Annotated in this window: 16 protein-coding genes and 1 pseudogene; 5 read left to right on the top strand and 12 right to left on the bottom strand. The window is 72.0% G+C overall.

What is annotated here, in order from left to right; genetic code table 11:
- Positions 1-31: 31 nt before the first annotated feature.
- Positions 32-1,425: pseudogene (locus LN251_RS26105) on the bottom strand (MFS transporter).
- Positions 1,422-2,012 (bottom strand): TetR/AcrR family transcriptional regulator, encoded by a 591-nt coding sequence (locus LN251_RS26110; protein ID WP_458246527.1) that lies wholly within the window; start codon positions 2,010-2,012, stop codon positions 1,422-1,424. Before LN251_RS26110 ends, LN251_RS26105 begins: the two are co-directional and overlap by 4 nt.
- A 92-nt stretch (positions 2,013-2,104) precedes the next feature.
- On the opposite strand from LN251_RS26110, the gene LN251_RS26115 reads away from it, so the two are divergent.
- Both LN251_RS26115 and LN251_RS26120 read left to right on the top strand, forming a co-directional pair.
- On the top strand, positions 2,105-2,542 hold the full coding sequence (locus tag LN251_RS26115) for a PPOX class F420-dependent oxidoreductase (RefSeq protein ID WP_458246528.1): 438 nt from the start codon (positions 2,105-2,107) through the stop codon (positions 2,540-2,542).
- Between the two features lie 129 nt (positions 2,543-2,671).
- Positions 2,672-3,082, top strand: a complete 411-nt coding sequence (locus LN251_RS26120; RefSeq protein WP_458246529.1) for a VOC family protein — start codon at positions 2,672-2,674, stop codon at positions 3,080-3,082.
- A gap of 199 nt (positions 3,083-3,281) precedes the next feature.
- Here LN251_RS26120 and LN251_RS26125 read toward each other — a convergent pair whose 3' ends face one another.
- Entirely contained in the window at positions 3,282-5,651 is a 2,370-nt protein-coding gene (locus LN251_RS26125) for an ATP-binding cassette domain-containing protein (protein ID WP_458246530.1), read from the bottom strand.
- A 104-nt stretch (positions 5,652-5,755) separates the two neighbouring features.
- Here LN251_RS26125 and LN251_RS26130 point away from each other — a divergent pair, with 104 nt between their 5' ends.
- Entirely contained in the window at positions 5,756-6,130 is a 375-nt protein-coding gene (locus tag LN251_RS26130) for a VOC family protein (protein WP_458246531.1), read from the top strand.
- Between the two features lie 463 nt (positions 6,131-6,593).
- Here the strand turns inward: LN251_RS26130 and LN251_RS26135 are convergent, their stop codons facing one another.
- Positions 6,594-7,940 carry an MFS transporter gene (locus tag LN251_RS26135; protein ID WP_458246532.1) on the bottom strand — a complete coding sequence of 449 codons (1,347 nt, stop codon included), beginning with the start codon at positions 7,938-7,940 and terminating at the stop codon, positions 6,594-6,596.
- Between the two features lie 190 nt (positions 7,941-8,130).
- Complete coding sequence (locus LN251_RS26140) at positions 8,131-8,796, bottom strand: TetR/AcrR family transcriptional regulator (protein WP_458246533.1); 666 nt, start codon at positions 8,794-8,796, stop codon at positions 8,131-8,133.
- A gap of 143 nt (positions 8,797-8,939) precedes the next feature.
- On the opposite strand from LN251_RS26140, the gene LN251_RS26145 reads away from it, so the two are divergent.
- On the top strand, positions 8,940-9,815 hold the full coding sequence (locus LN251_RS26145) for a shikimate dehydrogenase (protein WP_458246534.1): 876 nt from the start codon (positions 8,940-8,942) through the stop codon (positions 9,813-9,815).
- A gap of 17 nt (positions 9,816-9,832) precedes the next feature.
- Positions 9,833-11,632 (top strand): bifunctional sugar phosphate isomerase/epimerase/4-hydroxyphenylpyruvate dioxygenase family protein, encoded by a 1,800-nt coding sequence (locus tag LN251_RS26150; RefSeq protein WP_458246535.1) that lies wholly within the window; start codon positions 9,833-9,835, stop codon positions 11,630-11,632.
- Here LN251_RS26150 and LN251_RS26155 read toward each other — a convergent pair.
- From LN251_RS26155 to tal, 7 genes are all read right to left on the bottom strand, one after another.
- Positions 11,619-13,076, bottom strand: coding sequence for a membrane-associated oxidoreductase (locus LN251_RS26155; protein WP_458246536.1), 1,458 nt, complete (start codon positions 13,074-13,076; stop codon positions 11,619-11,621). The two genes, LN251_RS26150 and LN251_RS26155, sit on opposite strands and share 14 nt — an antisense overlap.
- A 107-nt stretch (positions 13,077-13,183) precedes the next feature.
- Positions 13,184-13,777, bottom strand: a complete 594-nt coding sequence (locus LN251_RS26160; protein ID WP_362987942.1) for a histidine phosphatase family protein — start codon at positions 13,775-13,777, stop codon at positions 13,184-13,186.
- A gap of 6 nt (positions 13,778-13,783) precedes the next feature.
- Positions 13,784-14,662 carry a phosphogluconate dehydrogenase (NAD(+)-dependent, decarboxylating) gene (gene gnd / locus LN251_RS26165; RefSeq protein ID WP_458246800.1) on the bottom strand — a complete coding sequence of 293 codons (879 nt, stop codon included), beginning with the start codon at positions 14,660-14,662 and terminating at the stop codon, positions 13,784-13,786.
- Positions 14,663-14,673: 11 nt separating this feature from the next.
- A complete protein-coding gene (pgi, locus tag LN251_RS26170; RefSeq protein ID WP_458246537.1) occupies positions 14,674-16,356 on the bottom strand; it encodes a glucose-6-phosphate isomerase in 1,683 nt (560 codons plus the stop codon).
- Positions 16,356-17,282 carry a glucose-6-phosphate dehydrogenase assembly protein OpcA gene (gene opcA / locus LN251_RS26175; protein WP_058922022.1) on the bottom strand — a complete coding sequence of 309 codons (927 nt, stop codon included), beginning with the start codon at positions 17,280-17,282 and terminating at the stop codon, positions 16,356-16,358. The genes pgi and opcA overlap by 1 nt, the downstream gene beginning before the upstream one ends.
- Complete coding sequence (zwf, locus tag LN251_RS26180; RefSeq protein ID WP_458246538.1) at positions 17,279-18,820, bottom strand: glucose-6-phosphate dehydrogenase; 1,542 nt, start codon at positions 18,818-18,820, stop codon at positions 17,279-17,281. Before zwf ends, opcA begins: the two co-directional genes overlap by 4 nt.
- Positions 18,817-19,962, bottom strand: coding sequence for a transaldolase (tal, locus tag LN251_RS26185; RefSeq protein ID WP_458246539.1), 1,146 nt, complete (start codon positions 19,960-19,962; stop codon positions 18,817-18,819). Before tal ends, zwf begins: the two co-directional genes overlap by 4 nt.
- Positions 19,963-19,970: the final 8 nt, after the last annotated feature.

Here is a 19,970-nt window from a genome sequence, read left to right on the forward strand (position 1 = left end):
CCCGCATATCCCGCCGCCCTGACCTCAGACCTCATCGTCGCGCAGGAACACCGCTACGGTCCCCGGGTCGACCAGGATTGATCATCGAGACGGAACGTTCCGGCAGAGATCCGGCCACGACCGCGCCGACCGCGGCCACGACCGCCAGGACGATCAGCGGCAGCCGCGCGCCGCCAGCGTGCGGCCCGGTCAGCGTCGTCGCCACCGCCACGCCCAGCACCGGCCCGACGTTCATCGCCGTCTGCTTCAGCCCGCCCGCCACCCCGGCGGACTCGACCGCGGCCTCCCGTACGACGACGTGGGTGGCCGCCACCATGACCGTCCCGAAGCCGGCGCCCAGCAGACCGAACCCGGTGCAGAAGGCGAGGGTGCCGGTGGCGCGGTCCAGGACCACGATCCCGGCGGCCAGCACGGCCATCGCCGCGACCGTCGTCCGCCGGGCCCCGAACCGGCGCAGCAGCACCGCGCAACACGGCGCCGCGAGGATCATCAGGGCCGCCAGCGGCAGGCTGAGCAGGGCCATGCGCAGCGGGCCGACGCCGAGGACGTTCTGCAGTAGAAAGGTCGCGGTGAACAAGGTGCCCTGCAACGCGGCCGACGCCACGACCAGGACGCCGACCGCCCGGCCGACGCCCGCCGAGCCGACGAGGTCCGGCGGCACCAGCGGACTTGAGGCCCGCCGCTCGTGCCGCACGAACGCGGCCCCCGCGGCGAGGGCCACCGCGACCCCGGCACCGCTCCCCGGCGTCCAGCCCCGCTCCGGCAGGGCGACGAGAGCCTGGACGAGACTGGCCAGGGTCAGCGCGAGGAGCAGGGCACCGGGCAGGTCGAGGGCGGTGACGGGGTGAGGGGAGGCCCAGCGCGGTCGCCGCGCCCCGCCGAGCGAGGTGAGGGCCAGGACGCCCAGGGCCAGCGTCGGTACGACGTTCAGGAGGAAGGCGGCACGCCAGCCCGGACCGGCCACCAGGGCCCCGCCCAGGACGGGACCCGCCGCGGCCGCCAGCCCGATCGCACTGGTCCGCACGGCGATCGGCATCCGCAGCCGGTCCGGTGGGAACGCGGCCCGCAGCATGCCCAGTGTGGCCGGCTGCAACAGTGCCCCGAACACCCCCTGGACCACCCGCAGCGCGATCACCCACCCGATCCCGGGGCCAGGGCGATCCCCGCCGAGGCCGCCCCGAAGCCCAACGTGCCGAAGGCGAAAAGCCGTTGATGGCCGTACCGGTCGCCGAGCCGTCCCGAGAAGACCAGCAGGCCGGCCACCGCGACGAGGTAACCCGTGCTGGTCCACTGGACCTGTGCCAACGAGGCGTCCAGGTCCTGCCGCAGGGTCGGCTGCACGACGGAGAGGACCGTGCCGTCCAGAGCGACCACCACCGCTCCGACGACGCTGCCGGTCAGCGCCAGCGCGCGCTGCCGTCTCACGCCCCGGCCCCGAGGTGCGCGTCCAGCGCGGTGCGCAGCAACGGCCCGAAGTCCTCCGTCGCCGTCGCGAGTTGGAGGCTGCCCCAGCCCCACAGCTGGGCGATGCCGTGCAGGTTCGCCCACAGCGCGCCCGCGACGATCCGGGCGTCCGCCTCGGGGCGGGCCCGGCCGACCAGCTCCACCAGCCGGCCGAACAGGGGAAGACTGGTGTCCCGCAGGCCCAGGTGGCCGCTCTCCAGCAGGTCGTGACGGAACATCAGCTCGTACATGCCGCGGTTGTCCAGCGCGAACTCCAGGTAGGCCCGACCCAGTTCCGCCACCTGCTCGCGCGGCGAGTCCGTACCGTCCCCGACCGCCGCCGTGGCCCGCTCGGCCAGGTCGGCGAACCCGCGCCGGGCGATGGCGGACAGCAGTTCGACGTGGGTGGGGAAGTAGCGCCGCGGCGCCCCGTGCGAGACGCCGGCCCGGCGCGCGATCTCCCGCAGGGTCAGCGCCTGCGCCCCTTCCCGGGCGACCAGCTCCACCCCGACGTCGACGAGCCGGGCCCGCAGTCCCGTCTCCGGTCCGGGCTTTGACGATTCAGGCATAGACACTGTCTACCAGGAACGGGTAGACAGTGTCTACCTATGGGCCTCCGGAGCCGGGAATGCGGTACCGGACCGCTCGGGTTGACCCGGATATGACTCAGGACACACTGCTCCACCTGCTGTCGGATCACCGCGGCGGCGTACTGGTCACCCTCAAGCGCGACGGCCGCCCCCAGCTGTCGAACGTCAGCCACCATTACGACCCGGACGAGCGGATCGTCCGGATCTCCGTCACCGACGACCGGGCCAAGACCCGCAACATGCGCCGCGACTCGCGGGTGTCCTACCACGTCTCCACCCCCGACCGCCGTGCCTACACCGTCGTCGAGGGCACCGCCGAGCTCTCGCCCGTCGCCAAGGACCCGCACGACGACACCGTGGAGGAGCTGATCCGCCTCTACCGCGACGTCCTCGGCGAGCACCCCGACTGGGACGACTACCGCGCCGCGATGGTGCGCGACGGGCGGCTCGTGGTCCGGCTGAAGGTGGAGCGGGCGTACGGCATCCCGAAGGGTGCGAACGAGGGCTGAGACGGGCCGCCCGGCAGGCCGACGAGCCGGGTCCTAGGACCGTGGCCCCAGGCCCGATGTCGCATGGCCCGGGGATCACGTGCTGCCTAGGCTGCACACCAAGACCCCGCAGCGCAGGAGGAGACCTCGATGCCCGTCGACGGCCGCAGCCACATCCGTCTCGCCCGCCCGTCGCGCGACCTCGCCGCCGCCGAGCGGTTCTGGGTGGCGGGACTCGGGCTGAGCGTCGTATGGCGGACCGAGGGCGGCGGCGAACCCGGCGAGCACGACCTGCTGATGGTCGGCTGGCCGGACGCCGGATGGCACCTGGAACTCGTCCACGAGTCCGCGGCCCCGGTCGAGCCCCGGCCCACCGAGGAGGACCTGCTCGTCGTCTACGTCGACGGGCAGGTTCCCGAGGACCTCGTGGCGCGGCTGGAGGAGCACGGAGGGAAACGGGTGCCGTCCCCCAACCCGTACTGGAACCGCTGGGGCGTCACCGTCGAGGACCCCGACGGCTACCGCCTGGTGCTGTGCGAACGCGGCTGGTCGAACAACTAGGGCCTGTCGTTTGGATCAGGTCGGCTGCAGGGGACGGTGCGTCCTGGCCGACCCGAGCGGGGTCTGGTGCGTGCAGCTGCAAGGCGGAGGAGGGAGTCGACGCGGAGCGTCGGCGAGTGACGACAACGCGGCAGATGTGCGTGCCAGACCCCGCGACGCCGAGCTGATCCAAACGACAGGCCCTAGCCGCGCTCACCACTCACTTGCCCACGTAGCTGGCCAGGTGCTTCCCCGTCAGGGTGGAGCGTGCCGCCACCAGGTCGGCCGGGGTGCCTTCGAAGACGATCCGGCCGCCGTCATGTCCGGCGCCGGGGCCGAGGTCGACGATCCAGTCCGCGTGGGCCATCACCGCCTGGTGGTGCTCCACCACGATGACCGACTTCCCGGCGTCCACGAGCCGGTCCAGCAGGCCGAGCAGCTGCTCGACGTCGGCCAGGTGCAGACCCGCGGTCGGCTCGTCCAGGACATAGACGCCGCCCTTGTCGCCCATGTGCGTGGCCAGCTTCAGGCGTTGCCGCTCGCCGCCGGAGAGGGTGGTGAGGGGCTGGCCGAGCGTGAGGTAGCCGAGACCGACGTCGGCCAGGCGCGTCAGGATGCGGTGGGCGGCCGGGGTGCGCGCCTCGCCGGCCGCGAAGAACTCCTCCGCCTCGGCCACCGGCATCGCGAGCACCTCGCTGATGTCCCGGCCGCCGAAGTGGTACTCCAGCACCGACGCGTCGAACCGCTTGCCCTCGCAGTCCTCGCAGGTGCTGGAGACACCGGCCATCATCCCCAGGTCGGTGTAGACGACGCCGGCGCCGTTGCAGGTCGGGCACGCGCCCTCGGAGTTGGCGCTGAACAGGGCCGGCTTCACCCCGTTGGCCTTGGCGAAGGCGCTGCGGATGGGGTCGAGGAGACCGGTGTACGTCGCCGGGTTGCTGCGCCGGGAGCCGCGGATCGGGCTCTGGTCGACGGCCACCACACCCGCGTCGGCCGGGATCGACCCGTGCACGAGCGAGCTCTTGCCGGAACCGGCGACACCGGTGACCACGCACAGCACGCCCAGCGGGAGGTCGACGTCGACGTCCTGGAGGTTGTGCGTGCGCGCGCCCCGGATCTCCAGCGTTCCGGTCGCCTTGCGCACCGTGTCCTTCACGGCCGCCCGGTCGCCGAGGTGGCGGCCGGTGATGGTGTCGCTGTTCCGCAGCCCCTCCAGCGTGCCCTCGTAGCAGACCGTGCCGCCGCCCGTGCCGGCGCCGGGGCCGAGGTCGACGACGTGGTCGGCGATCGCGATGACCTCCGGCTTGTGCTCCACGACCAGCACCGTGTTGCCCTTGTCCCGCAGGCGCAGCAGCAGCTCGTTCATCCGCTGGATGTCGTGCGGGTGCAGGCCGATGGTCGGCTCGTCGAAGACGTACGTCACGTCGGTGAGGGAGGAGCCGAGGTGGCGGATCATCTTCACGCGCTGCGCCTCGCCGCCGGAGAGGGTGCCGGCCGGGCGGTCGAGGGAGAGGTAGCCGAGGCCGATCTCGGTAAACGAGTCGAGGGTCTGCTGCAGCGCGGTGAGCAGCGGCGCCACCGACGGCTCCTTCAGGCCGCGCACCCAGTCGGCCAGGTCGCTGATCTGCAGGGCGCAGGCGTCGGCGATGTTGAGCTTCTTGATCCGCGCCTGCCGGGCGTGCTCGGCGAGCCGGGTGCCGTCGCAGTCGGGGCAGGTGGTGAAGGTGACGGCGCGCTCCACGAACGCCCGGATGTGCGGCTGCATCGCCTCCTTGTCCTTGGCGAGCATGGACTTCTGGATGCGCGGGATCAGACCCTCGTAGGTCATGTTGATGCCCGCGATCTTCATTCGGACCGGCTCGTGGTGCAGCAGGTCGTGCAGTTCCTTCTTGGTGAACTTCCGGATCGGCTTGTCGGGGTCGAAGAAGCCGGACTCCGCGTAGAGGCGGGAGTTCCAGCCGCCGCCGGTGTAGCCGGGGACGGTGAAGGCGCCGTCGTTGATCGACTTGGTGTCGTCGTAGAGCTGGGTGAGGTCGAGGTCGGAGACGGCGCCGCGGCCCTCGCAGCGTGGGCACATGCCGCCGACCTTGTTGAAGGTGACCTTCTGCGCCTTCTTGGCGCCGCCCACCTTGATCGCGCCGGCCGCCGAGACGGAGGGCACGTTGAAGGCGAAGGCTCCGGGCGGGCCGACGTAGGGCTTGCCGAGGCGGCTGAAGAGGATGCGCAGCATCGCGTTGGCGTCGGTGGCGGTGCCGACGGTGGAGCGAGGGTCGGCGCCCATGCGCTGCTGGTCGACGCTGATGGCGGTGGTCAGGCCGTCGAGGACGTCCACCTCGGGGCGGGCGAGGGTCGGCATGAAACCTTGCACGAAGGTGCTGTAGGTCTCGTTGATCAGCCGCTGCGACTCGGCGGCGATCGTGTCGAACACCAGGGAGCTCTTGCCGGAGCCGGAGACGCCGGTGAACACGGTCAGCCGGCGCTTCGGGAGCTCGACGCTGATGTCCTTGAGGTTGTTCTCGCGGGCGCCGTGCACGCGGATCAGGTCGTGGCTGTCGGCAGCGTGCTGCGAGGGTGCCGGCACCTTGCTCATCGTCTCTCCATCCGTCGCGCGGGTGACGCCCGTGACGGTCAGGCTAGGCGAGGCCCGGGAGCGGCGCTTCTCCATTCCTGATACACGTGCGTAGGCTCGGTCGGGTGATCAATGGCGCACACATGGTGATCCACTCCCGTGACGCCGAGGCGGACCGCCTCTTCCTGCGGGACGTCCTCGGCTGGGCGTACGTCGACGCCGGGCACGGCTGGCTGATCTTCGAGGCACCGCCCGCCGAGGTCGCCTGCCATCCGACCGAGGGCGAGCCTGCGCACGAACTGATGCTGATGTGCGACGACTTGGACGCGACCGTCGCCGAACTCACCCGGGCGGGCGTGGAGTTCACGCGCCCCGTGCAGGACGTCCGGTGGGGCCGGGTGACGGCGCTGCGGCTCCCGGGCGGAGGCGAGATCGCCCTGTACGAGCCACGGCACCCGCGGCCGGGGGGAGCCGACGCGGTACGGGCACCGGGACCGTGACCTGACGGCGGCCCGCCGGTCGCGCTCACGCGGAACTCGGGCCGTGAACCCGACAGCGGACCCCTGTCGCACTCGCGCCGAACTCGGGCCGTGGCACACGGCGGCGGACCTCTGTCGCTCACGCGGCAAACGTGGGCCGGGGCCTGGTGGCGGCCCCTTGCCACGCTCACGCGGAGCGCGGGCCGTGGGACGGCGGCGGACCTCTGTCGCTCACGCGGCAAACGTGGGCCGGGGCCTGGTGGCGGCCCCTTGCCACGCTCACGCGGAGCGCGGGCCGTGGGACGGCGGCGGACCTCTGTCGCTCACGCGGCAAACATGGGCCGTGGCCTGACGGCGGACCCCTGTCGCGCTCGCGCGGAACTCGGGCCGTGGCGCGACGGCGGACCCCTGTCGCGCGCACGCGCAAGCCCCGGCCTCCGGCAGGCGGTGCCGTGCGGAGGCCGGGGCTTGGGCGCGCGAGGGATCAGGCCGTCACCGTCTCCCGCTGGGCCGCCTCCGCCGCCGGGCGCTCGCCGAGTCGTTCGGTGGGGACCTCGGCCGTCTCGCGGGCCGAGAGGACGGCGATCACCGGCGGGACGCACAGGGCGGCGGTGAACAGGGCCACCGCGGACCAGTCACCGCCGTCGGGGCCCGCGATCTCGGCGGCGAAGGTGACCGCGAAACCGGCCACGGCGAAGCCGACCTGGGTGCCGATCGCCATGCCGGACAGCCGGACCCGGGTGGAGAACATCTCGCCGTAGAAGGACGGCCACACGCCGTTCGCGGCGCTGTAGACGACGCCGAAGGCGACGATGCCCAGCACCAGGGTCAGCGGGTAGTTCCCGGTGGAGATCGCCCAGAGGTACCCGAACATCGCCACCGCGCTGCCCGCGGCGCCGATCAGGTACACCGGCCGGCGGCCGATGCGGTCCGACAGCGTCGCCCACAGCGGGATCGCCGCGAGCGCGACGAGGTTCGCGAGCGCGCCCACCCACAGCATCGAGGAGCGGGACATGCCGACGGTGTCGCCGGTGGCGTAGGCGAGCGCCCAGACCGTGAAGATCGTGGAGACGGAGGCGATCAGCGCGCCCGCGATCACCCGCAGCACGTCCGCCCAGTGCTCGCGCAGCAGCACCGCCAGCGGCAGCTTCACGACGCCCTCGGAGGAGGACGCCTGCTGCGTGAAGACCGGTGTCTCCTCCAGCCGGCGGCGGATGACGTAGCCGACGCCCGCGACGACGACGCTCGCCCAGAACGGGACCCGCCAGCCCCAGGTCAGCAACTGGTCCTCGGGCAGGGCCGCCACCGGGATGAAGACCAGGGTGGCGATGAGCTGGCCGCCCTGGGTGCCGCTGAGCGTGAAGCTGGTGAAGAAGCCGCGCCGGTGGCCCGGCGCGTGTTCCAGGGTCATGGAGTTGGCGCTGGCCTGCTCACCGGCGGCCGAGATGCCCTGCAGCACCCGGCACAGCACGAGCAGGACCGGCGCGAGGGTGCCGACCTGGGCGCGGGTGGGCAGACAGCCGATCAGGAACGTCGACACACCCATCAGGATCAGCGTGAAGACCATGATCTTCTTGCGGCCCAGCTTGTCGCCGAAGTGGCCGAGGAAGAGCGCGCCGACCGGCCGGGCCGCGTAGGCGACGCCGAACGTGGCCAGCGACAGCAGGGTCGCGGTGGCGGGGTCGGACTCGTCGAAGAACACCTTCGGGAAGATCAGCGCGGCCGCGCTGCCGTAGATGAAGAAGTCGTAGTACTCCAGGGCGCTGCCGATCCAGGCGGCGGCGGCCGCCTTCTTCGGCTGCCCGACGGCTTCGGCGGGGACGGACGACACGGCGGTGCTCCTTCGGGGGGACTCCAGCGTAGGCGGAGTGAGCGGAGAGGGAAGGTGCCGCGACCCTGGGGTGGCGGGGCGGCCGCGCCGGGCGCTACCCGGCTAATGAACGCACTGGATAGTTAGTAGCGGATGTCCAGGGATGGTGCAGCCGCGTTTCCCGGGTGTCAAGAGGTGCCGTCGTACGGCTTCAGCCGGCGGTCCGCTCCGCCGTCAGGTAGGCGATCACCATGTCGCCCAGCATGGCGCGGTAGTGCTCGCGTCGCGCCGGGTCCACCAGGTCGCGGTCGAACAGGGCGCCGAAGGTGGCCCGGTTGGCGACCCGGAAGAAGCAGAACGAGCTGATCATCGCGTGCAGGTCGACGGCGTCGACGTCGGCCGTGAACAGGCCCGACTCCTGCCCGGCGGCCAGGATGCGGCGGATCACGTCGAGGGCGGGGGAGCCCATCCGGCCGAGCTTCTCGGAGGCGGCGATGTGCTCGGCGCCGTGGATGTTCTCGATGCTGACCAGGCGGATGAAGTCCGGGTGCTGCTCGTGGTGGTCGAAGGTCAGCTCCGCCAGCCGCCGGATCGCCGCGACCGGGTCCAGGTGGTCCACGTCGAGCTGCTGCTCGGCCTCGCGGATCACGCCGTAGGCGCGCTCCAGGACGGTCGTGAACAGCTGCTCCTTGCCGCCGAAGTAGTAGTAGATCATCCGCTTGGTGGTGCGGGTGCGGGCGGCGATCTCGTCGACCCGGGCGCCGTCGTAGCCGGCCCGCGCGAACTCCTGGGTGGCCACGTCGAGGATCTCGGCCTGGGTGCGGGCGGCGTCGCGGATCCGCCCGTTCGGTCGTGCCGGTTCGTCGACGCTGGTCATCGGGTTCCTTCGGGAGTGCGGCCGGTGCCGCAGATTCTAGAAGGAGTGCCGGGCGCCGCCTGCGGGGTCTTCCCGGGGAGGCCGTCCGGCTGCTATAGCTAACGTACTGGTTCGTACATTAGCGTCTGGCTCAGGAGGACCGCGTGGCCAAGGACTCGTATCTCGTCGGACTGGTCGGCGCCGGCATCGGCCCCTCGCTCAGCCCGGCGCTGCACGAGCGGGAAGCGGACCGGCAGGGCCTGCGCTACCTCTACCGGCTCATCGACATCGACACCCTCGGCGTGCGCCCGGAGGCCGTCGGCGACCTGGTGCGGGCCGCCCGCGACCTCGGCTACGACGGGCTGAACATCACCCACCCGTGCAAGCAGCTCGTCCTCGACCACCTCGACGCGCTCGCCCCGCAGGCCGAGGCGCTCGGCGCGGTCAACACGGTCGTCTTCGAGGACGGCCGCGCCACCGGCCACAACACCGACGTCACCGGCTTCGCCGCGTCCTTCGCCCGCGGGCTGCCCGACGTACCGCTGGAGCGGGTCGTGCAGCTCGGCGCCGGCGGGGCGGGGGCGGCCGTCGCGCACGCCACCCTCACCCTCGGCGCCGGGCGGGTCACCGTCGTGGACGCGCTCGCCGACCGGGCGGCGGACCTCGCCGCCGCCCTGAACCGCCACTTCGGCGCCGGACGCGCCGCCGCCGCGACCCCGGACCGGCTCCCGGAACTCCTCGACGGGGCCGACGGCGTCGTGCACGCCACCCCGACCGGCATGGCCGCCCACCCCGGCCTGCCCTTCGCCGCCGCGCTGCTGAGCCCCGGACTCTGGGTGGCCGAGGTCGTCTACCGCCCGCTGGAGACCGAACTGCTGCGCACCGCACGCGCCGTGGGCTGCGCCACGCTGGACGGCGGCGGCATGGCCGTCTTCCAGGCCGCGGACGCCTTCCGCCTCTTCACCGGCCGCGAACCCGACACGGCCCGCATGCTGCGGGACATCGGCGAACTCGCGGGCGCCGTCACCGCCGCCAACTGAAACGGAGGTACCCGAAGGTGCGTACGTCCATCGCCACCGTCTCCCTCAGCGGCTCCCTCACCGAGAAGCTCACCGCGGCCTCCCGGGCCGGCTTCGACGGCGTCGAGATCTTCGAGAACGACCTGCTCGCGAGCCCGCTCGGCCCCGAGGAGATCCGCGCCCGGTGCGCCGACCTCGGCCTCGGAGTCGACCTCTACCAGCCCCTGCGGGACATCGAGGCCGAGCCGGAGGAGGAGTTCGCGCGGAACCTGCGCCGCGCCCGGCACAAGTTCGAGCTGATGCGGCGCCTCGGCGCCGACACGGTCCTCGTCTGCTCCAGCGTCCACCCGCTCGCGACCGACGACGACGCCCTCGCCGCCGAGCAGCTGAGCCGGCTCGCCGACCTCGCGCAGGACTTCGGCGTCCGCGTCGCCTACGAAGCGCTCGCCTGGGGCCGCCACGTCAGCACCTACGACCACGCCTGGCATGTCGTCGAGACGGCGGGCCACCCCGCGCTGGGCACCTGCCTGGACAGCTTCCACATCCTCTCGCGCGGCTCGGACCCCAAGGGCATCGAGGACATCCCCGGCGAGAAGATCTTCTTCCTCCAGCTCGCGGACGCGCCCCTGCTCGCCATGGACGTCCTGCAGTGGAGCCGCCACTACCGCTGCTTCCCCGGCCAGGGCGGCTTCGACGTGACCGGCCTCGTGCGGCACGTGCTGCGCACGGGATACGACGGCCCGCTCTCCCTGGAGGTCTTCAACGACGTCTTCCGCCAGGCCGAGGCCGGCCCCACCGCCGTGGACGCCCACCGCTCCCTGCTCGTCCTACAGGAACAGGTGGGCGTGGCCGACCTGCCCGCCCCGGTCGTCCCGACCGGCGTCGCCTTCGCCGAACTGGTCACGCCCGACGCCGGACCGGTCGCCGACGTGCTCGCCGCCCTGGGCTTCACCCGCGGCGCCCGGCACCGCAGCAAGCCCGTCGACCTGTGGCAGCAGGGCGAGGCCCGCGTCCTCGTCAACACCGGCACGGGCGTCCGACGCGGCGACGGCACCGGGCTCGCCGCGATCGGCCTGGAGTCCCCGGACCCGGCCGGCGCCGCCCGCCGGGCCGAGGCGCTGCTCGCGCCGGTGCTGCCGCGCCGGCGCGCCGAGCGGGACGCCCCGCTGGACGCCGTGGCGGCCCCCGACGGCACCGAGTTGTTCTTCTGCGCCACCGACCGCCCCGGACTGCCCGACTGGCGGGCCGACTTCGAGGACACCGGGCAGCCGGCCGCCGGCACCGGCGTGATGCGCATCGACCACCTCGCCCGCGTCCAGCCCTGGCACCACTTCGACGAGGCCGCCCTCTTCCACCGCGGCGTCCTCGGCCTGTCCGCCCAGGAGAGCGTGGACGTCGCCGACCCCTACGGCCTGCTGCGCAGCCGCGCGGTCACGGGAGACGGCGGCGGCGTCCGCATCGCCCTGTCGGTCGGCGCGGCCCCGGCCGACGACACCGTCCACGCCCAGCACATCGCCCTGGCGACCCCGGACGTGGTGGCCGCGGCCCGGCGCTTCCGGGCGGCGGGTGGCGCGCTGCTGCCGATGCCGGCGAACTACTACGACGACCTGGCCGCCCGGTTCGCGTTCGCCGACGGCGAGCTGGAGACGTACCGCGAGCTGGGCATCCTCTACGACCGTGACGCCCACGGGGAGTTCCGGCACTGCTACACCCGGACCGTGGGCCGCGTCTTCTTCGAGCTGGTCCAGCGCGACGGCGGCTACCGCGGGTACGGCGCGGTCAACGCCCCCGTCCGGCTGGCCGCCCAGCACGCGGTGCGCCGGCTCACTGGCGGCTGACGCTCCTGGTCACGCCGGTGACGACGGTCGTGGCCAGGATCCAGCCGGTGATGATCAGGGTGTAGGCCAGGTACTGGTACCAGCCGTCCGGGGCGAAGGCGTCCTCCTGGCCGAAGGAGATCACGGGCAGCAGCAGGTCGAGGGTGTAGAAGACGGGGTTGAAGTGCGGGGCCTCGGACGCCTTGAGCGGCCGGGGGTGGTGCGTCGCGAACGCGATCGAGCCGATCGCGAGCAGCGACAACAGCCAGACCGCCGCCCGCAGCGGACGGAAGCCGTAGCCGACGGTGGCGTCCTGGACGTATCCCCACAGGCGGCCGTACCAGGCGCGGGTGGTGCGCAGCCGGCGCTGCTTGGCGAGCTGCACCAGGCGGGCGGCGTAGTCGTCGCCGATGCGGCGGTAGGCGGCGGTCAGCTGCTCGTAGGAGTGGGGCTCGTAGCGGGGGTCGCGCTCCAGCATCGGCAGCCGGCGCTCGGCGGGCTCGTGCGGGGTGAGGGTGGTGTAGGTCAGGTCGCTGAGGAAGACCTTGGCCGGCAGCATCCCGGGGTCCAGGTACAGGACGTCGAGGTGGGCACGGCGCAGATTGAGGATGCCCGCGATGGCGCCCTTCAGCAGCCAGAGCTCGCCGATGGTGCAACTGCTCAGGCGCAGGGCCGTGCCGTCGGGGTTCGCCAGCCGGGCCCGGGTCAGGTCGAAACGGGCCGGGACACGGGAGCCGCGAAGGTCGACCCGGCCGTCGGTGCGCACGGATCTCATCCTGAGGTCGGACCCCGTGTCCATGCGCAGGGCACTGACGGCCGTGGCCCCCGGGTTGTGGAACTCCGCCCCCTCCAGATTCACCGTGCCCGCGACGGCCGCCCCGTCGAGCTGCACCTGGCCGTCGGCCCGCATCCCGGGCGCCCACAGGTCGTCGCCGATCTCGGCGTGGTGCAGCCGCAGCACCGGCTCCGGGTCGTCCGGCGCCGACAGACGCGCCCGCTCCAGGAACAGCGCCCCGGATATGTGGGCCCCGCCCAGCCGCACGGGCCCGGAGATCCGGCAGTCGGTCAGCCGCAGCACGCCCTCCACCCGCAGGGTGGCCGCGGTCAGGCCGGGCAGCGCGGAATGGCTCAGGTTGAGCTGACGGAACCGGGCGCCGTACAGCTCCGGAACATCGTGGAAGTGGCAGTGGCTCAGCCGGACGGCGGCGTCGCTCGCGCCGTAGCGCAGGTCGAGGACTCCGGTGATCCGGGCTCCGGCCAGCTTGAGGGCCGCTATCTCCCCGGCCTCCTGGGGGCCGTTGAGCAGCAGGGCGCGCAACACGCCTGCCCGGACGGTTCGTTCGGGCCCCCACCGGCCGCCGTCCGTCACGTCCTCGTCGTCGCCCGCGCGGAAGTCGACGGCCGTTCCCGTGGCGAACGCCCGCCACACCCGCCGTTCGGCCGCCGTCAGCTCGTTGATCTCCACAAACCGGGAACTCTAGTCAGTCCCGGGTCCGGCCACTACGCCGACGGCCCCGCTCCACCAGGGGTGTTGAGCGAGGCCGTCGACATGGCCCAAGAGAGGCCGCGGACCTACGGCCGGGTGTTCCACTCGGCGATGACGGGGTGGCCGTGCTCGGTGGACAGCCGGCCCACCGTGCCCGTCGCCAGCTGGAACAGCCGGCCCTCCGCCGGGGACAGCCCCAGCCGGCGTGCCGTCAGCACGCGCAGGAAGTGCCCGTGGGCGACCAGGATCACGTCGCCCGTGCTGTTCTGCAGGGCCGCGTCGACGCGGGCCAGCACCCGGTCGGCCCGCTCGCCGACCTCGGCCGGCGTCTCGCCCGGGCGGCCCTCGCCGCCCGGCGGGACGCCGTGCAGCCACAGGTCCCAGTGCGGGCGGGTGCGGTGGATCTCGACGGTGGTGATGCCCTCGTAGGCGCCGTAGTTCCACTCGTGCAGGTTCGGCTCGACGGCCGTGCCGGTCAGGCCCGCCAGTTCGGCGGTCCGTACGGCGCGGGCCAGCGGGCTGGTGAGGGCGAGCGCGTACGTCCGCCGGGCGAGAAGCGGAGCGAGGGACTTGGCCTGCTCCTCACCGCGCTGGGTGAGGGGCAGGTCCGTGAAGCTGGTGTGCTGTCCCGAGGCGCTCCACTCGGTCTCGCCGTGACGGACCAGGAGGAGGTCACCCACGGCACGCTACTTCTTCGACTCGACGGCGTGGCCGCCGAACTGGTTGCGCAGCGCGGCGACCATCTTCATCTGCGGCGAGTCGTCCTGGCGGGAGGAGAAGCGTGCGAAGAGGGAGGCCGTGATCGCGGGCAGCGGCACCGCGTTGTCGATGGCCGCCTCGACCGTCCAGCGGCCCTCGCCGGAGTCCTGCGCGTACCCCTTCAGCTTGTCCAGGTGCGGGTCCTCGTCGAGGGCGTTGACCGCGAGGTCCAGCAGCCAGGAGCGGATGACCGTGCCCTCCTGCCAGGAGCGGAAGACCTCGCTGACGTTGTCCACGGAGTCGACCTTCTCCAGCAGCTCCCAGCCCTCGGCGTAGGCCTGCATCATGGCGTACTCGATGCCGTTGTGGACCATCTTGGAGAAGTGCCCGGCGCCGACCTTGCCCGCGTGGACGTAGCCGTAGGGGCCCTCCGGCTTGAGCGCGTCGAAGATCGGCTGGAGCCGCTCGACGTGCTCCTTGTCGCCGCCGACCATGAGCGCGTAGCCGTTCTGCAGTCCCCACACACCGCCGGAGACGCCCGCGTCGACGAAGCCGATGCCCTTGGCGCCGAGTTCGGCGGCGTGCTTCTCGTCGTCCGTCCAGCGGGAGTTGCCGCCGTCCACGACGGTGTCGCCGGGGGAGAGGAGGTCGCCCAGCTCGTCCACGACGGACTGGGTCGGGGCGCCGGCCGGGACCATCACCCAGACCACGCGCGGGGCTTCGAGCTTGTCGACCAGGTCGGCGAGGCTCGCCGCGTCGGAGAGCTCGGGATTGCGGTCGTAGCCGATGACGGTGTGGCCGGCGCGGCGGATCCGCTCGCGCATGTTGCCGCCCATCTTGCCCAGACCGATGAGGCCCAGCTGCATCGCTGTCATGTTCAGTTGCCTTCCTTGAGGTCGCGGTAGGCGGCCACGAGTGCGGTGGTGGAGGGGTCGAGGCCGGGGACGTCCGCGCCCTCCGTCAGGGCGGGCTCGACGCGCTTGGCGAGCACCTTGCCGAGCTCGACGCCCCACTGGTCGAAGGAGTCGATGTTCCAGACCGCGCCCTGGACGAACACCTTGTGCTCGTAGAGGGCGATCAGCTGGCCGAGGACAGAGGGCGTCAGCTCGCGGGCCAGGACGGTCGTGGTGGGGTGGTTGCCCTTGAAGGTGCGGTGCGCGACCTGCTCCTCGGGCACCCCCTCCGCCCGGACCTCGTCCGCGGTCTTGCCGAAGGCCAGCGCCTGGCCCTGCGCGAACAGGTTGGCCATCAGCAGATCGTGCTGGGCCTTGAGCTCGTCGCTCAGTTCGGCGACCGGGCGGGCGAAGCCGATCAGGTCCGCCGGGATGACCTTGGTGCCCTGGTGGATCAACTGGTAGTACGCGTGCTGGCCGTTGGTGCCGGGCGTGCCCCACACCACCGGGCCGGTCTGCCAGCCCACCGGACGCCCGTCGCGCTGCACCGACTTGCCGTTGGACTCCATGTCCAGCTGCTGCAGATAAGCGGTGAACTTCGAGAGGTAGTGGCTGTAGGGCAGCACGGCGTGCGACTGGGCATCGAAGAAGTTGCCGTACCAGATGCCCAGCAGGCCCATCAGCAGCGGGGCGTTGGCCTCGGCGGGCGCGGTGCGGAAGTGCTCGTCGACGATGCGGAAGCCGTCGAGCATCTCGCGGAAGCGCTCGGGACCGATGGCGATCATCAGGGACAGGCCGATGGCGGAGTCGTAGGAGTAGCGGCCGCCGACCCAATCCCAGAACTCGAACATGTTCTCCGGGTCGATGCCGAAGTCCGTGACCTTCTCGGCGTTCGTCGACAGCGCCACGAAGTGCCGGGCCACCGCCTTGTCTCCCCCGCTCTCGGCTTCGCTCGAGCGGGAGGTGCCCCCGTCCCCCAATCCGGCCAGCAGCCAGGAGCGGGCGGAGGTGGCGTTGGTGATCGTCTCGATGGTGGTGAACGTCTTGGAGGCGACGATGAACAGCGTCTCCGCCGGGTCCAGGTCGTGGACCGCCTCGTGCAGGTCGGCGCCGTCGACGTTCGACACGAACCGGAACGTCAAGTCCCGTGCCGTGAAGGCCCGCAGGGCCTCGTAGGCCATGGCCGGGCCGAGGTCCGAGCCGCCGATGCCGATGTTGACGACGTTCCTGATGCGCCTGCCGGTGTGCCCGGTCCACTCGCCGGAGCGGACCCGCCCGGCGAAGTCGCTCATCTTGTCGAGGACTTCGTGCACCTTCGGCACGACGTTCTCGCCGTCGACCTCGATCACCGCATCGCGCGGGGCGCGCAGCGCGGTGTGCAGGACGGCACGGTCCTCGGTGAGGTTGATCCGCTCGCCGCGGAACATGGCGTCCCGCAGCCCGAACACGTCGGTGGCGGCGGCCAGTTCCTGCAGCAGCGCGAGCGTCTCGTCGGTGATCAGGTGCTTGGAGTAGTCGATGCGCAGGTCGCCCACGCGTACCACGTAGCGCTCCGCGCGCCCCGGGTCCGTGGCGAACAGCTCGCGCAGCTGCGGCTGCCCCTGGGCGCGGTGGTCCTCCAGCGCGGTCCACTCGGGGCGCCGGGACAGCTGGGGGTGGTCGGACATCAGACGGTCTCCTCGGCGGCCTCGGCCCGCAGGGCCACGGCGTACATCTCGTCGGCGTCGAGGCGGCGCAGCTCCTCGGCGATGAGTTCGGAGGTGGTGCGCACCTTCAGCGCGAGGGTGCGGGAAGGCTGCCCCGGCAGGGACAGGGTGGCCAGCGGGCCCTCCGGGCGGTCGATGACGATCTCGCCGTCGACGGTGCCCAGGCGGACCGCGGTGACGACCGGGCCGGCGGTGACCACGCGGTCGATCTTCACCTTCAGCCGCGCCTCCAGCCAGCGCGCCAGCAGCTCGGCGGCCGGGTTCTCCGCCTCGGCCTCCACCGCGCCCGAGATGATCTGGGCGCGGGCCTGGTCCAGGGCGGCGGCCAGCATCGAACGCCACGGCGTCAGCCGGGTCCAGGCGAGGTCGGTGTCGCCGGGGGCGTAGGAACGCCTGCGGGTCTCCAGCGCCTGGAGCGGGTTCTCCACCGCGTACAGGTCCGTGATCCTGCGCTGCGCGAGGGCGCCCAGCGGGTCCTTCGCGGGGTTGTCCGGCGCGTCCACCGGCCACCACACGACGACCGGCGCGTCCGGCAGCAGCAGCGGCAGGACCACCGAGTCGGCGTGGTCGGACACCTCGCCGTAGGTGCGCAGCACCACCGTCTCGCCGGTGCCCGCGTCGGAGCCCACCCGCACCTCCGCGTCCAGCTTGGACGCGATGCGGTCGCGCGGGGTGCGCGCCTGCCGCCTGATGACGACCAGGGTGCGCGAGGGATGCTCGTGCGAGGCCTCCTCGGCCGCCTTGATCGCGTCGTAGGCGTTCTCCTCGTCCGTGACGATCACCATCGTCAGGACCATGCCCACGGCGGGCGTGCCCAGGGCGCGGCGACCCTGCACCAGCGCCTTGTTGATCTTGCTTGCCGTGGTGTCGGTCAGGTCGATCTTCATGGCCTGCGCCAGCTCCGTCCGTCTCGTGCGAGCATCTCGTCGGCTTCCCCGGGTCCCCAGGTCCCCGAGGCGTACTGCGCCGGCTTGCCGTTCTTCGCCCAGTACTCCTCGATCGGGTCGAGGATCTTCCAGGACTCTTCCACTTCCTGGTGACGCGGGAAAAGGTTGGCGTCGCCGAGCAGTACGTCCAGGATGAGCCGCTCGTACGCCTCGGGGCTGGACTCCGTGAAGGACTCGCCGTAGGCGAAGTCCATCGACACGTCCCGGATCTCCATGGAGGTGCCCGGCACCTTGGAGCCGAAGCGGACCGTCATGCCCTCGTCGGGCTGGACGCGGATCACGATCGCGTTCTCACCCAGCTCCTCCGTCGCCGTCGAGTCGAACGGCGAGTGCGGGGCCCGCTGGAAGACCACCGCGATCTCGGTGACGCGCCGGCCGAGCCGCTTGCCGGCCCGCAGGTAGAACGGCACACCCGCCCACCGGCGGTTGTCCACGTTCAGCTTGATGGCGGCGTACGTGTCCGTCGTCGAGGCCGGGTCGATGCCGTCCTCGTCGAGGTAGCCGCGCACCTTCTCGCCGCCCTGCCAGGCGGCCGCGTACTGCCCGCGGACCGTGTGCCGGCCGAGGTCCTCCGGCACCTTCACGGCCTTGAGCACCTTCAGCTTCTCCGTCAGCAGCGACCCGGCGTCGAAGGAGGCCGGCTCCTCCATCGCGGTCAGCGCCATGAGCTGCAGCAGGTGGTTCTGGATGACGTCACGGGCGGCGCCGATGCCGTCGTAGTAGCCGGCGCGGCCGCCGATGCCGATGTCCTCGGCCATGGTGATCTGCACGTGGTCGACGTACGACCGGTTCCAGATCGGTTCGTACATCTGGTTGGCGAAGCGCAGCGCCAGGATGTTCTGGACGGTCTCCTTGCCCAGGTAGTGGTCGATGCGGAAGACCTGGTCCGGCTCGAACACGTCGTGCACGAGCGCGTTCAGCTCCCGGGCGGTCGAAAGATCGCGGCCGAAGGGCTTCTCGATGACCGCGCGCCGCCAGGAACCCTCGGGGGCGTCCGCGAGGCCGTGCGCCTTCAGCTGCTCGACGACCTTGGGGAAGAACTTCGGCGGTACGGACAGGTAGAAGGCGTAGTTCCCGCTCGTGCCGCGGGCCTTGTCGAGCTCGTCGACGGTGCTGCGCAGCTGCTCGAACGCGGTGTCGTCGTCGAAGTCGCCGGGGATGAACCGCATGCCCTCGGCGAGCTGCTGCCAGACCTCCTCGCGGAACTCGGTGCGCGCGTGCTCGCGGACCGCGTCGTGGACGACCTGCGCGAAGTCCTGGTCCTCCCAGTCCCGGCGGGCGAACCCGACGAGGGAGAAGCCCGGCGGCAGCAGACCGCGGTTGGCGAGGTCGTAGACGGCCGGCATCAGCTTCTTGCGGGAGAGGTCACCGGTGACGCCGAAGATGACGAGGCCGGACGGGCCGGCGATGCGGGGCAGCCGCCGGTCGCGCGGGTCGCGCAGCGGGTTCTGCCAGTCGGTGGCGGCGATCTCGGTCATCCCGCGTCCACCCCCTTGCTGTCCAGGGACTTCGTCACGGCGTCCAGCAGTTCCTGCCAGGCCGTCTCGAACTTGGCGACACCCTCGTCCTCGAGCTGCTGCACGACCTCGGCGTAGGAGATGCCGAGCGCCTCGACGGCGGTCAGGTCGGCGTGGGCCTGCTCGTAGCCGCCGGTCACCGTGTCGCCGGTGATCTCGCCGTGGTCGGCGGTGGCGTTCAGGGTGGCTTCCGGCATGGTGTTGACGGTGCCCGGCGCGACCAGCTCGTCGACGTACAGGGTGTCCTTGTACGCGGGGTCCTTCACGCCGGTCGACGCCCACAGCGGGCGCTGCTTGTTGGCCCGCGCCCCGGCCAGGGCGGTCCAGCGCTCACCGCCGAAGACCTCCTCGTAGGCCTGGTAGGCCAGGCGGGCGTTGGCCAGGGCGGCCTTGCCCTTGAGGGCGGCGGCCTCGGGGGAGCTGAGGGCGGCCAGCCGCTTGTCGACCTCGGAGTCGACGCGGGAGACGAAGAAGGAGGCCACGGAGTGGATGACGGAGAGGTCGAGGCCCTTGGCCCGGGCCTTCTCCAGGCCGGCGAGGTAGGCGTCCATGACCTCGCGGTAGCGCTCCAGGGAGAAGATCAGCGTGACGTTGACGCTGATGCCGAGGCCGATGACCTCGGTGATCGCCGGGAGGCCGGCCTTCGTCGCCGGGATCTTGATCATGACGTTGGGGCGGTCGACGAGCCAGGCGAGCTGCCGGGCCTCGGCGACGGTGGCCTTCGTGTCGTGGGCCAGACGCGGGTCGACCTCGATGGAGACGCGGCCGTCCCGGCCGCCGGTGGCGTCGTACACCGGACGCAGGACGTCGGCGGCGGCGCGGACGTCGGCGGTGGTCATCATGCGCACGGCCTCCTCGACCGTGACGCCCCGCACCGCCAGGTCGGCGAGCTGCTCCTCGTAGCCCTCGCCCGAACCGATGGCGGCCTGGAAGATGGAGGGGTTGGTGGTCACGCCCACCACGTTGCTGTTGGCGACGAGTTCGGCGAGGTTGCCGGACTCGATCCGGCGGCGCGAGAGGTCGTCCAGCCAGATGGAGACGCCTTCGTCGCTCAGGCGCTTGAGTGCTCCCGCGGTCGCGGTCACTTCGGTCACTGTGATCATCTTCTTTC

It is taken from the genome of Streptomyces sp. MAI_2237, from assembly GCF_054189285.1.

Bases quoted from the DNA above. Each gene is read 5' to 3' on its own strand.
- zwf (WP_458246538.1), bottom strand. From the start codon at position 18,820: ATGACCGAGATCGCCGCCACCGACTGGCAGAACCCGCTGCGCGACCCG.
- LN251_RS26140 (WP_458246533.1), bottom strand. From the start codon at position 8,796: ATGACCAGCGTCGACGAACCGGCACGACCGAACGGGCGGATCCGCGAC.
- opcA (WP_058922022.1), bottom strand. From the start codon at position 17,282: ATGAAGATCGACCTGACCGACACCACGGCAAGCAAGATCAACAAGGCG.
- LN251_RS26120 (WP_458246529.1), top strand. From the start codon at position 2,672: ATGCCCGTCGACGGCCGCAGCCACATCCGTCTCGCCCGCCCGTCGCGC.
- LN251_RS26125 (WP_458246530.1), bottom strand. From the start codon at position 5,651: ATGAGCAAGGTGCCGGCACCCTCGCAGCACGCTGCCGACAGCCACGAC.
- LN251_RS26110 (WP_458246527.1), bottom strand. From the start codon at position 2,012: ATGCCTGAATCGTCAAAGCCCGGACCGGAGACGGGACTGCGGGCCCGG.
- tal (WP_458246539.1), bottom strand. From the start codon at position 19,962: ATGATCACAGTGACCGAAGTGACCGCGACCGCGGGAGCACTCAAGCGC.
- LN251_RS26115 (WP_458246528.1), top strand. From the start codon at position 2,105: ATGACTCAGGACACACTGCTCCACCTGCTGTCGGATCACCGCGGCGGC.
- pgi (WP_458246537.1), bottom strand. From the start codon at position 16,356: ATGTCCGACCACCCCCAGCTGTCCCGGCGCCCCGAGTGGACCGCGCTG.
- gnd (WP_458246800.1), bottom strand. From the start codon at position 14,662: ATGCAGCTGGGCCTCATCGGTCTGGGCAAGATGGGCGGCAACATGCGC.